This window comes from Pseudoduganella flava (assembly GCF_007830495.1).
Classification (GTDB): Bacteria; Pseudomonadota; Gammaproteobacteria; order Burkholderiales; family Burkholderiaceae_D; genus Rugamonas; species Rugamonas flava.
In genome coordinates this window covers 726,214-738,540 of the sequence record NZ_VLKW01000002.1, presented here as the reverse complement: position 1 = coordinate 738,540, position 12,327 = coordinate 726,214, and the positions used below count along the sequence as shown (strand labels likewise).

Annotated in this window: 8 protein-coding genes; 3 read left to right on the top strand and 5 right to left on the bottom strand. The window is 67.1% G+C overall.

What is annotated here, in order from left to right; translation table 11 throughout:
- Nucleotide 1: 1 nt before the first annotated feature.
- The gene (locus IP92_RS07490; RefSeq protein ID WP_145873892.1) at nucleotides 2–457 is read right to left on the bottom strand and encodes an FKBP-type peptidyl-prolyl cis-trans isomerase; all 456 of its coding nucleotides are present in this window, start codon (nucleotides 455–457) and stop codon (nucleotides 2–4) included.
- Nucleotides 458–568: 111 nt separating this feature from the next.
- On the opposite strand from IP92_RS07490, the gene IP92_RS07485 reads away from it, so the two are divergent.
- Entirely contained in the window at nucleotides 569–1,720 is a 1,152-nt protein-coding gene (locus tag IP92_RS07485) for a branched-chain amino acid ABC transporter substrate-binding protein (protein WP_145873891.1), read from the top strand.
- Nucleotides 1,721–1,736: 16 nt separating this feature from the next.
- Here the strand turns inward: IP92_RS07485 and IP92_RS07480 are convergent, their stop codons facing one another.
- On the bottom strand, nucleotides 1,737–2,489 hold the full coding sequence (locus IP92_RS07480; protein ID WP_145873890.1) for a hypothetical protein: 753 nt from the start codon (nucleotides 2,487–2,489) through the stop codon (nucleotides 1,737–1,739).
- A gap of 88 nt (nucleotides 2,490–2,577) precedes the next feature.
- Here IP92_RS07480 and IP92_RS07475 point away from each other — a divergent pair, with 88 nt between their 5' ends.
- Nucleotides 2,578–3,756 (top strand): pyridoxal phosphate-dependent aminotransferase, encoded by a 1,179-nt coding sequence (locus tag IP92_RS07475; protein WP_145873889.1) that lies wholly within the window; start codon nucleotides 2,578–2,580, stop codon nucleotides 3,754–3,756.
- Nucleotides 3,757–3,762: 6 nt separating this feature from the next.
- Here the strand turns inward: IP92_RS07475 and IP92_RS07470 are convergent, their stop codons facing one another.
- The 3 genes from IP92_RS07470 to IP92_RS07460 form a co-directional block, all read right to left on the bottom strand.
- The gene (locus tag IP92_RS07470; protein ID WP_145873888.1) at nucleotides 3,763–7,317 is read right to left on the bottom strand and encodes a pectinesterase family protein; all 3,555 of its coding nucleotides are present in this window, start codon (nucleotides 7,315–7,317) and stop codon (nucleotides 3,763–3,765) included.
- A gap of 29 nt (nucleotides 7,318–7,346) precedes the next feature.
- Nucleotides 7,347–7,919, bottom strand: coding sequence for a PEP-CTERM sorting domain-containing protein (locus IP92_RS07465; RefSeq protein WP_145873887.1), 573 nt, complete (start codon nucleotides 7,917–7,919; stop codon nucleotides 7,347–7,349).
- Between the two features lie 77 nt (nucleotides 7,920–7,996).
- Nucleotides 7,997–9,799 (bottom strand): pectate lyase family protein, encoded by a 1,803-nt coding sequence (locus IP92_RS07460; protein ID WP_145873886.1) that lies wholly within the window; start codon nucleotides 9,797–9,799, stop codon nucleotides 7,997–7,999.
- Nucleotides 9,800–10,192: 393 nt separating this feature from the next.
- On the opposite strand from IP92_RS07460, the gene IP92_RS07455 reads away from it, so the two are divergent.
- Complete coding sequence (locus IP92_RS07455) at nucleotides 10,193–11,563, top strand: glycosyl hydrolase family 28-related protein (RefSeq protein ID WP_145873885.1); 1,371 nt, start codon at nucleotides 10,193–10,195, stop codon at nucleotides 11,561–11,563.
- The last annotated feature ends 764 nt before the right edge of the window (nucleotides 11,564–12,327 follow it).

The window sequence follows — 12,327 nt, the reverse complement described above, 5'->3', positions numbered from 1 at the left end:
TTCAGCGCACGTCCAGCAGCTCGACTTCGAAGATCAGGTTCGCGTTTGGCGGAATCGGCCCCGCGCCGCTGTCGCCATACCCCATCTCGGGCGGCAGGATCAGCGTGCGCTTGCCGCCGACCTTCATGCCCTGCACGCCTTCGTCCCAGCCGCGGATGACCTGGCCGCCACCGAGGCGGAAGCTGAACGGGTCGCGGCCGATCGAGGAATCGAACTTCTCGCCATGCTGCTGGGGCGCGTCAGGCACGTACAGCCAGCCCGTGTAATTGACGACGGCCGTCGTGCCGGCCACGGCTTCCTTGCCGGTGCCCGTGACGGTATCGATCTTCTGGAACGGCGCCGGCGCGGCGGTGGACGCCGCGGTGGAGGCGCTCGCGGGGGCCTTGGCGCGGTCGCAGGCGGACAGGGTCAGCGCGATGGCAAGGCCGAAGGCGCAGGAGGAAAGCAGCTTGTTCATATTAGTCGTCCGGAATGGGTAATCGTGGGTTGCCGCCGCAGCATACATGGCGGGCGCGCCGCTTGCAAACACGACATTACAATGACGGCAACACGTATCTTGAAAGCCGCCATGTCCATCTCCTCTCGCGCCCTGCCACTTGCCGTCCTGGCACTGCTGCTCGCCGGCCCTGCTGCGGCCCAGACCGAAGTCAGGATCGGCACCGCCTCGCCGCTGTCCGGCCCCGGCGCGCACCAGGGCAAGGACATCGAGAACGGCGCGCGCATGGCGATCGACGAGCTCAATGCGCAGGGCATCGCCATCGGCGGGCAAAAGGTGCGCTGGGTGCTGGTACCGGAAGACGATGCAAGCGATCCGAAGACCGGCACCGCCGTCGCCCAGAAGCTCGTCGATGCGCACGTGGCGGGCGTCGTCGGCCACCTGAATTCGGGCACCACCGTGCCGGCCTCGAAGATCTACGCCACGGCCGGCATCCCGCAGATCTCGCCCGCCGCCACGACGCCCGTGTACACGCAACAGGGCTTTCGCACGGCGTTTCGCGTGGTCGCCAACGATCACCTGATCGGCCGCACGCTGGCCGACTACGCGGTGCGCACCTTGAAAGCCCGGCGCATCGCGATCATCGACGACCGCACCGCGTTCGGCCAGGGCCTGGCGGACGAATTCGCCAAGGGCGTGCGCACGCTCGCCGGCCCGGCGGCAATCGTCAGCCGCCAGTTCACGCACGACAAGGCAGTGGACTTCAACGCGATCCTCACGCAGATCCGCGGCAAGCGGCCGGACGTGATCTTCTACGGCGGCATGGACGCGGTGGCGGGGCCGATGCTCAAGCAGATGAAGACGCTGGGCATCGAGGCGCGCTTCGTCTCCGGCGACGGCATCTGCTCGGAACGCCTGCCGATCCTGGCGGGCGATGCGCTGGCGGACGACAAGGTGGTCTGCGTCGTCGCCGGCGGCATCGACGGCAAACAGCAAGCGGCGTACGACGCGTTCGTGGAACGCTACCGGGAGCGCTTCAAGCTGCCCGTCGAGACGTATGCGCCGTATGCCTACGATGCCGTGATGGTGCTGGCGCAGGCGATGCGCACCGCGCAGTCGACCGCACCGGCCACCTTCCTGCCCGCGCTGGCGGCGGTGCGCCACGCCGGCATCACGGGCGCCATCGCATTCGATGCGAAGGGCGACCTGCGCAACGCGGCGATGACGCTGTTCACCTACCGGCAGGGCAAGAAGGTCAAGCTGCAGGTGGTGCGGGGCCGCTGACGCGCGGCCCGTACCGTCAGCGCGGCAGCACGTGGCGGAACGTCGGCTCGATGTTCTGTGCGTGCAGGTAGCGGACGATGTCTTCCAGCGTCGCGTCGCGCAGCAGCAGGTCGCCGGGGAACGCGTCCGGCCGGCCCTGCGGCGTGGCGACAGTGGCAGGCGGCGCGGATGCACGTTCCAGCACGCCGATGGCCTCGCGCAGCTGGGCCGCGCCGATGCTTTGCAGCCCCTCCAGGAACGCGGCCTGCGCGGCGGCCGGCGGCGGCATCTCGAGCGCCGGCTCGTCGGCAAACGAAGCGCCCATGCCGGGATGGATGAAGGCGGCCCATTTTCCCGTCGCCGGGTGCCGGCACGGTGGCAGCTCGACCGGAATCAGTACCCCGTGCGGCAGCGGCACCACGTCCGGGCAATAGGCCGCGCACAGCAGGTCGACGAAGCGCTGCGCGGTGGCCGTGTCCACGGGCGCCGCGAACGACAGCCACAGCTTGAAACCCGTTGCGCCGGAGACGCTGACGGCCGGCGCCGGCAAGCCCAGCTCGCCCTGCAGCGCATTGGCCACCTTGCACAGGCGCTCCCATTGCGTGGCCCCGTCGCCGCTGCTGCCGCTGTCGAACGGGATGACGGCCGCGCGCACGGCGCCGCCGCGCGCGAGATCGAAGGCGTGGGTGACGTCCCCGGCCAGGTGCCGCGGCAGGTCGGCGGATGCGGCGGATGAGACAAAGTCGGCCGGCAGGTACAGGCGTTCCAGTTGCGATATCAGTTCTTGCATGTATTCCTCCATCGCCGTAATTGTATGCCGGCGGAGCGCGGCAATCCCCGTTAAACTAACGCCCTCCGAACCGCAGACCAATGCCACCATGAAGATTTCCCAACGCGCGCAAGCCATGGACACGTTCTTTGCCATGGAATTCGGCACCCGTGCCGCCGCCCTGGCGGCCCAGGGCCACGACGTGATCCGCCTCAGCCTGGGTGAGCCCGACTTCGGCGCGCCGCCGGCCGTGCTCGACGCGGCCGCGGCCATCGCCACACAGGGCGCGATCCCGTACACCCCAGCGCTCGGGCTGCCGGCGCTACGCGAGGCGATCGCCGGGTTTTACCAGCGCGAGCACGGCGTGACGATCGCGCCGCAGCGCATCGTCGTCACGGCCGGCGCCTCGGCCGCGCTGCTGCTGGTGACAGCGGCGCTGGTCGATCCGGGCGACGACGTCATCGTCGGCGACCCGTCGTATCCGTGCAACCGCCAATTCCTCAGCAGCTTCGGCGCGAACGTGCAACTGGTGGCGACGGGTCCCGACACGCGCTTCCAGCTGGACGCGGCCAGCGTGCGTGCCCACTGGACCGAGCGGACGCGCGGCGTGATGGTCGCCACGCCGTCGAACCCCACCGGCACGTCGGTGCCGCCGGCCGAACTGGCGGCGATCTGCGAGCACGCGCGTGCACACGACGCGTGGCGCATCGTCGACGAGATCTACCTGAACCTGGGGGACCGCGATGCGGACGGCCGCGCGCCGCAGACGGTGCTGGCGTTCGACGACGGCGCCATCGTCATCAACAGCTTCTCGAAATACTTCGGCATGACGGGCTGGCGGCTCGGCTGGTGCGTCGTACCGGAAGCGCTGGTGCCGGCACTGGAGCGCCTCGCGCAGAACTACTATATTTGCCCGTCGACATTGGCCCAGCAGGCCGCGCTGGCCTGCTTCACGCCGGCATCGCTGGCCGTGTGCGAACAGCGGCGCGTCGAGTTCCTGCGCCGCCGCAGCCTCGCGCTGGAGGGCCTGCAGCGCATCGGCCTGCCCGTGCCCGTGCCGCCGGACGGCGCGTTCTACGTGTATTTCGACGTCAGCGGCACCGGGCTGACGTCGTGGCAGTTCTGCGAACGCGCGCTGCAGGAAGTGCACGTCGCCCTCACGCCGGGCAAGGACTTCGGCCAATGCGGCGCCAACACCTACGTGCGACTGTCGTACGCCGCCGGCACCGCCCAGCTGGAGGAAGCGGTGCGGCGGCTGGGCGGCTTCATGGAACGGCTGCGCGCGTAACCCTGCTTACGGCTGCGGGTCCCACCCGGCGCCGTTGCCGAACGCCGCGAAGATCTGCGCGCGCGTTGCGAAGCCCGCCGCCACGTCGCTGGCGCTGAGCTGGAAGCCCCCTGCCCTGGCCGACAGGTCGAGCGGCGCGCCCGCCAAGTCCATCGTGCCGTATTCGCGCCAGCCGGACACCGCACTGGCCTGGACGGGGTTCGGTGCCGGCTGGCCGTTCACGCCCAGGCCGGCCCAGCCCACCGGGGCCACGTGCCGGTCCATCCGGCAGTTGATGAACGCGATATTGTCCCAGCTCGACGTGCCGCCCGGGCTGCGCGCCAGATAAGTCGCCCCATTCGGCACGTCGCCGTGCAGCGGGCCGGGACCGGGGCCGTGCGTCAGGCGGCTGTTCAGGAACACGAAGCCCTTGTCGGTGGCCGCGGGCACGCGCGCCTGCAGCACATAGCCGCCGCCCGTTGCGCTGCTCGTATCGCCCACCGAACGGATCTCGCTGTCCTCGAACAGCGCGGCGCGGCTGCCGCCCCAGATGAAGTCGACGTTGCCCGCAACGAGCGTGCGGTAGAACCACGACCAGCCTTTCAGGTTCAGCGTGTCTTGCTCGCTGTAGAACGCGGCGTTCCTTGCCACCAGCCGGCCCGCGTCGTTGTTGAAGTACAGCGTTTCGGCCTGCGCCGAGATGCCGGACCCGCGCAACGTCGTGTTGTTGAAGCTGAGGTTCTCCAGCTGCAGCATGTCGGACGACTCGACCAGCATGATCGCCCTGCCCCCGCTCGGTGCCGCGTTGCTGGCCGCGGCCTGGCTGGCGCCAGTGCCGGGATTCAGGCTGTCGTTGTTCGTGTAGCGGATCACGGTGCCGTCGCGGCTCTCGCCGACGATGCGCACATTGTCCTTGCCGCGCAGGTAAAGCAATTCCTCGTAGGTGCCGTTCATCACGCGGACTGTGACGGGAGCGGCCTTGGCGAACTGCCCCATCGCGTAGTCGAGCGCGCCCTGCACGGTGCGGAAGTCGGCCGGGCCGTCGTCGTCCACGGTGACCGTGTCGCCCGTCGGCGCGGCAGCCTGCGTCGTGAACGACCAGTTGGCCAGCTTGCCGATGCCCGCAAACGGCACGCCGTGCAACGTGGCGCCCGTGAACACGCCGTCGGCGATCGCCACGTAGTACTCGGTGCCGTACGTGAGCCGGTTGCTGTGCAGCTTGATGGTGGCGGCATTGCCGTCGATCCGGACCGGTACCGTGTTCACCTTGCGCACCTGGTCCTGGCCGGGGTAGCCCAGCACGTCCGTCTCGCCGCCGAGGCGCACCACGTCGACCAGCGCATCGTCGGCCTTGCGGAACACGCGCACCGAGCCGCCGCTGCCCAACGTGGGCGGGTTGTCGAACACGAGCTTGAGCGCCACGTCGACCGGCGCCGGCTCCATCTGCGCGGACGGATACGCGGCGTCCTCCAGCTGGTACGTCTGCGTCGGCTGCACGAAGCGCGGCGCGATCGTGGCCGTGATCGTGCGCGTCAGCAGCGGGTCCGAGCCGGAGCGGAACACGATGGTGGCCGTGCCGGCGGCCAGCGGCGCGATCGTCGCGACGTTGCCCGTGACCGTGACGCCGGCCACCTGCGGGTTGCTGGAGACGGCCGTGTAGCCGTCGGCACTGCCGTCGGCCGCCACCGCCCGCACCGCCACCTGCAGCGGATTGTCGCCCGCCTCGGCCGCGTACGTCGTCGCGGCGGGATCGAGCGTCAGCTGCGCCGGTTTCAGCGCGGGATCGCCGATGCGCACGTCGTCGATCTGGAACGATTTATTGGCCGTGTACAGGCCGACGAGGCCGCGGGCCGCGAAGTCCGCATCCGTGACGGAGCCGAGGTTTTCGCCATCCAGGTACACCGTCAACGTACTGCCGATCATCTCGAAGCGCACCGTGTAGAACGGGCCATCCATCGCGATCGCCTTGCGCACCTGCTTCGGCCGGCTCAGCGAACCGGCCAGCATCTTCGCGATCTCGACCTGCGTGCTGGCCGTGCTGTTCTGCACGTTCAAGCCGCCGCCATACCAGTTGGCCGCATCGACGTAGCGCGTGACCAGGTACAGCTGCTTGTTGCCGGTGGTGCCGTTCGTCATCGGGCGGATGCGCGCTTCCACGTAGTAGTCGCCGGAGGGCACGGCACCCAGCGCGCTGTCCTTCATCAGCGCCAGCACGCCGCCCGTCGACGAGGCCGTGTACTGCAGCACCTTGTTCGCGCTGCCGGCCACTTCATCCTGCACGCGGAAGCTGCCGTTCGGGCCCACCACCGGCAGCAAGTCCCACTTGCCCGTTCCGCCGCCCTGGAAATCGTCGCAGAAGTACAGGCCGGACGGCGGGCATGCCAGTGCGGGACCCGTGTCAATCGTCGTGCTGCCCGTACCGGTGACGGTGCTCGTCAGCTTGCCGCCGCCCGCCTGCGCCAGCGCATTGGCTTTCACCAGCGCGATCGGCCGCACGCTGTACGGGTATGGCGGCGTCCACGTGACGCTCGCCGATACGGTGCAGGCGCCCAGGCCCGCGCCGTTCAGCAGCGAGCCGTTGTCCTTGAAGGCGCCGGCGATCGTGCCGGAAAAGTCCTTGACGACATCCGGGCACGAATGCGCGCCGGCCACCTCGAACACGTTATTGTTCGACAGGATCTTCGCCGCATTGCCGACGCCGACGCCGTAGCTGACCGGGTAGACGGCATGCGACTTCGACCCGGCGTAGTAGTTGTTGAACAGGTGGACCTGGCCGTAGCGCACACGCGGTGCGCGACTGGCCACGTCGCGGAACACGTTGTTGCTGAACGTGACCCGCAACTTGCCTTCGTCGCCCGTGGCGCTGTCGCTGCCGCCCACCAGGTTGTTCTTGTTGTGCTGCTCGAACACGTTGTACGACACCGTCACGTAGTCGGCACCGTTCGTGATGTCCAGCGCGCCGTCGTGGCATTGCCGCACGTGGCCATTCTCGACGGGCAGGAAGTCGTCCGTCACCGGCGCGTCCGTGAAGCTGACGTGGTCGACCCACACGTGGTCCGCGCCGGAGATGCCGATCGCATCGAACGCCGAGTTCCAGTTGCCGGTGGCGCCGTCGGTCGGATCCCACACGGGGCCCACGTCGCAGGGATTGACGAGCTTCAGGTTGCGGATGATGACTTGCGAGACGTTCGACACGACGATGTGGCCGTTGACGAAGCCGGCGCCGCCGTCCGCACCGATCAGCGTGGTATTGCTCTTCACGCGCACGGCGCCGCGCGCGGCCTGGTCGGCGCTGCTGGTGTACGGCTGCCCTTCGCTCATGTCGATGATGCCGGTCACCTTGATGATCTTCGGATTGCTGGCGCCGTTGTAGAGGGCCGCCAGCAGCTGGGCGCGATTGGCCACCGTGTAGATCTGCTCGGCGGGTGCCGCGGCGCCGCCCTGCGTGCCGCCGGCCTGGCTTGCCCAGCCGTCCGGCGGGGCACTCTGGCGCGCCGGATCGACGGTGCCCGCGCCTTGGCCGAAGACGGCGGCAAGCGATAACGCGGCGCACAGCGCCGCCTTCACTGCGAAATGTCGCATGGGATTCTCCTGTCCGGGAAACGTGACGATCAGCGGCGCAGGCGGCGCACGGCGGCCAGGCCCGCGAGGCCGGCCAGCAGCAGCGCCGGCGTGGCCGGTTCCGGGACGGGCGCCGCCGCGCCGATCTGCGCGCTGACGGAACCGAATTCGCTCCATTCGACGGCCGACAGGTCCAGGCCGATCGTATGCGCATCGATGAGGGACAGGACGACGTCGCCGCTCGCCCCGCTGGCGCCCGTGAACGTGAAGCTGCCGATCGGGCTGGCGAGGCTGCTGCCGAAGTCGAAGCGCATCGCGTAGGCGCCGGTCGGGATCGCGCCGTTGGCGATCACCGTCACCGCGCCGTCCGCCGCGAAGTCGATGCCGAACAGGTAGTCGGCGGTGAGGAACTCGACGCCGGTGCCGGTGGGGTCGAGCCGCGTGACGTTCGTGCCGGGGACGGCGGCAAAGCCCTGGTCCAGGCCCAGCATGCCGGCGGCACTGCCGTTGTAGGTGGCCGTGATGACGGCGTCTTGCAGCGCGATGGGCGCCGCCTGCGCGCAGTGCGAGGCGGCGGTGCAGGCGACGAGCGCCATGGCCCGCGCGATGGTGTTGATGTTCAAGCTTGTCTCCGATGTTGTTTGTGGTGTTACGACGGTGCGCCGGCGGTGCTGCCGGCGCACGGCGAAGTGTCGGTCGCTCAGTTGGCCGGTGCCCCCACCTTCACGTCGTCGATCTGGAACGATTTATTGGCCGAGTACAGGCCGATGCGGCCGCGCGCGGTGAAAGCGCTGTCGGTGATGGCGCCCAGCTGTTCGCCGTCGAGGTACACGGTCACCGTGCTGCCCTTCAGTTCGAAGCGCACCGTGTAGAACGGGCCATCCATCGCGATCGGCCTGGCCACCTGTTTCGGACGGCTCAGGGTACCGGCCTGCATCTTCGCGATCTCGACCTTCGTGCTGCTCGTGCTGCTCTGCACGTTCAAGCCCGCGCCATACCAGTTGGACGCATCCTTGTAACGCGTGACCAGATACAGCAGCTTGTTGGCGGTGGTGGAGTTGGTCATCGGGCGGATGCGCGCTTCCACGTAGTAGTCGCCCGACGGCACGTTGGCCAGCGCGCTGTCCTTGACCAGCGCCAGCACGCCGCCCGTCGACGCGGCCGTGTACTGCAGCACCTGGTTGGCACTGTCGGCCGCATCGTCCTGCACGCGGAAGCCGCCGTTCGCGCCCGCCACGGGCAGCAGGTCCCATTGCGCGGTGCCGCCGCCTTCGAAGTCATCGCAGAAGTACAGGCCCGTAGCGGTACAGCCCAGGCTCGGCGCGGGATCGGGGTCGGTGTTGCCGTCGCCGCCGACGGACGTGGTCAGCTTGCCGGCACCGGCCTGCGCCAGCACATGGTCCTTGACGAGCGACGTGGCACGCGGGCTGGACGCGTAAGGCGGCGTCCAGCTGACACTCGACGAGACGCCGCAGGCGCCCAGCGAGTTGCCGTTCAACTGCGAGCCGTTGTCCTTGAACGCGCCGGAGCCGAAGTCCTCGACGACGTCCGGGCAGGACTGCGCGCCCGCGATCTCGAACACGTTGTTGTTCGACAGGATCTTGGCCGCCTTGCCCACGCCGATGCTGTAGCTGACCGGGTAGGTCTGGTGCGACCGCGAGCCCGTGAAGTAGTTGTTGAACACGTGGACCTGGCCGAAGCGCACGCGCGGTGCGCGGCTCGCCACGTCGCGGTACAGGTTGTTGTTGAACGTGATGCGCAGCTTGCCCTCGTCGCCCGTGGCGCTGTCGCTGCCGCCGACCAGCGTGTTCTTGTTGTGCAGCTCGAACACGTTGTACGACACGGTCACATAGTCCGACGCCTTCGTGATGTCCAGCGCGCCGTCATGGCATTGCTTGACGTGGCCGTTCTCGACGGGCAGCTGGTCGTCCGTCTTCGGCGCATCGGTGAACGTCACGTGGTCGACCCACACGTGATCCGAGCCGGTGACGCCGATCCCGTCGAACGCCGAATTCCAGTTGCCGGTGGAGCCGTCGTCCGGATCCCACACAGGGCCCACGTCGCATGGATTGACGATCTTGAAGTTCCTGAGGATCACCTGCGAGATACCGGAGACGACGATGTGGCCGTTGACGAAGCCCGTGTTGGCGCCAGTGCCGATCATCGTCGTATTGCTCTTCAGGCGCACGGCGCCGCGGGTGGACTGGTCCGAGCTGCTCGTGTAAGGCCGCCCTTCGCTCATGTCGATGATGCCGGCCAGCTTGATGATCTTCGCGTTGGTACCGCCGTTGTTGATGGCGGCGAGCAGCTGGGTGCGATTGCTGACCGTGTAGACCTGGTCGGCCGCGGCCGCCGAGCCGCCGCGCGTGCCGCCGCCCTGGCTCGCCCAGCCGTCCGCCGGCGCTGCCTCGCGGGCCGGGTCGACAGCCAACGCCGTGTGGCCGAGGAATGCGGTGGACAGTAACGCGGCGGACAGCGCCGCCTTCAATGCAAGATGTCGCATGAGTGTCTCCTGATGGTTGGCGGAGCACGTGCGTCGCCCTGACCGTCGCCGGTCCTGGTGTTCGAGCATGTCTCCGATCGGTTCTTGTGATGGGTGGCTGCCGGGGAGGTCGCCGTGGGACACCTCGCGTGTCCCATGCCGGTTCGCGGGGGCGCTGGCGCGCCGTGACGAACGTGGTCGGGTTGATACCGCCACCGAAGTTGCTATAAATGCAGCAATCCGGTCAGGCCCATTCTAGGGTGGTCAGGCCAGATTGGCAACAAGAGTCCGGTCTTTTCGGTGCTTGCAGTGGCAAGAAAAAAACACTGTCGTTCGTGACATTCCGAGAGATTTTTCTGCACTGCAACGACCTATACTTTTCTCGCATCATCCTTTATCCACTTCGGAGAACCCATGAAACTCATCGCTTCAGCAGTGCTGGCGCTGTGCACGGCCGCGCCGGCGTATGCCGCCAATACCTTCGCGTGCCAGAACGTGAAGGATTACGGCGCCCTCGGCAACAACGCGACCGACGACACGGCCGCGGTCAAGTCCGCGTTCACCGCGGCCGCCGCGGGTACCATCGTTGAAAACGGCACGACGATCAGCAAGGGGGGCTGCGTGTATTTCCCGGCCGGCGTGTATGTCGTGTCGTCGACGATCACCGTCCCCGATCGGATTTCCGTGTATGGCGACGGTGAAGGCGGCGTCCTCGGGCCGTCCGACGACAGCCCGGGCGCTTCCGTTGTCCGTGGCACGATGAATGCGCCGATCCTCAATTTCGCCAACAACCGCTTCACGTTGCGCGACCTCGGCATCGTCGGCCCGAACAACCCCGCCTACACCAGCAGCGTGTGCGTCAACGTCGGTCCGAAGTCCGCCTTCAATTTCGATATCCTCCACGTCTTCGTCTCGGCCTGCTACGACGGCATGCTGATCGACGGCGCGTTCAACGGCAACCTGCACGGCGTGACGGCGCAGCGCAACCACCACAACGGGATCCGGGCCCTGTCGGCGCAAGGCTCCTGGAACAGCATCAATGTCACCGCCAACGGCGGCGACGGTGTGTACATCGGCCTCGGCTCCATCAACAAGACCGCGTCGCCATGGATCACGAACCTGCAAACGTGGGACAACGGCGGCTATGGCGTCAACGCGCAGGAGGGCGGACTGTCGCTGACCCAGTTCTTCATCAATAACGACTATCTCGGCGGGATCTACGTCGGCCCATCCGCGCTCAGCGTGCAACTGGCGAGCGGCCAGGTGCAGTACAGCGGGCTGACGTCGTCGCACGGCACCAATGCCAGCGCGGCGGGCATCAAGTTCGCCGACGGCTATTCGTCGCATGCGCAAATCAGCGGCCTGCAATTCTTCGACGACCAGGGCAACAACATCGATATCGCATCGGCCCATGCCCACGTGTCGATCGCTTCGAGCACGTTCCTGGGCGCCGGCCGCGGCGGCATCATCGGCAATCAATATGCGATCAAGAGCGTGGGTGAGGAAATGACGGTGTCGGGCATCAACACCAATCAGCCGGTCATGTTCTCTGGCAGGTTCTCCACGTGGGGTAACAGCTGGATATCCAGTAACAGCAGCCTGCCCACCTTCCACGTGGCGGGCGGCACCAACCACGCCTTCACGGGCCTGAATATTTACCAGAACTCCACCGGCAAGGCATTTGTCTCCGCGCCGGGAACGAGCTACACGATCGCGGCCACGCAAGTCTATGGCGGCAGCCAGTCCAGCGGCGTTGCGTTGTCCAGCTTCAACGGTTCGCCATAACCTCCCCTCGGCGGCGTAGTGCCGCCTTGTTCTTGGGCTGGGTCCATTGGATGGGCCCAGCTTTTTTTTAAGGTTCTCGACGGCTTAGTGTGAAGACCGGTTTCCTTACGGATGCCCGAACCGTCCGCGATGGTTGCAAGCGCCTGGGGCGCGCCAGCGTGCATGGCTGGCAGGAAGGAGACACGCGAGGCGGCAGCTGAACACTGCTTTTGCGGCCGCGTGGAGGCAGCCCCGACGGCATGCGGTGACATGGCGTTGCCGGCGGCCGGCGGAATATCGCGATGTCTCCACTTCAAACCCATCTAAAAGACCCAACCGCGCGCTAAAGATGCGGCTGTTTTAGGCTTTTCGACTTTGGAATTGGATCAAAGCGGATAAATGCCGGCTTTTTATAGACCTCATCAGGCGCGTCATTCCGCACGGTAGAGTGGATTAGACTCTGTTGGGACATATTGGAGCAATTTGGACATTGAGGCTCCGACGGTATGCCACGGGCTGGTGGAATAGTGGGCGGAGCGGCGCGCGAACAAGATGCCAGTGGGGGGCACGACTACGGAGGAAATCCGCCAGTCGATTGACCATATCTCCCGGAATATTCCGAACCTCGAAGCCGGCGCCGCCCAACGTACCAATCGCACTCCCCGTAACCTCTTCAGAGGAGGGAGGGCGTCGAAAGTGCGAAAATCTAAACGACGCCAATACAAGCCGAACGAGTCTAGTCCGCTCCATTCTCAAGGATGAAGCGCCTGATTCGCACTTTAAAA

What these genes read in the sequence shown, in the direction of transcription:
- IP92_RS07490 (WP_145873892.1), bottom strand. Translation starts at nt 457, where the DNA reads ATGAACAAGCTGCTTTCCTCCTGCGCCTTCGGCCTTGCCATCGCGCTG.
- IP92_RS07485 (WP_145873891.1), top strand. Translation starts at nt 569, where the DNA reads ATGTCCATCTCCTCTCGCGCCCTGCCACTTGCCGTCCTGGCACTGCTG.
- IP92_RS07480 (WP_145873890.1), bottom strand. Translation starts at nt 2,489, where the DNA reads ATGCAAGAACTGATATCGCAACTGGAACGCCTGTACCTGCCGGCCGAC.
- IP92_RS07475 (WP_145873889.1), top strand. Translation starts at nt 2,578, where the DNA reads ATGAAGATTTCCCAACGCGCGCAAGCCATGGACACGTTCTTTGCCATG.
- IP92_RS07470 (WP_145873888.1), bottom strand. Translation starts at nt 7,317, where the DNA reads ATGCGACATTTCGCAGTGAAGGCGGCGCTGTGCGCCGCGTTATCGCTT.
- IP92_RS07460 (WP_145873886.1), bottom strand. Translation starts at nt 9,799, where the DNA reads ATGCGACATCTTGCATTGAAGGCGGCGCTGTCCGCCGCGTTACTGTCC.
- IP92_RS07455 (WP_145873885.1), top strand. Translation starts at nt 10,193, where the DNA reads ATGAAACTCATCGCTTCAGCAGTGCTGGCGCTGTGCACGGCCGCGCCG.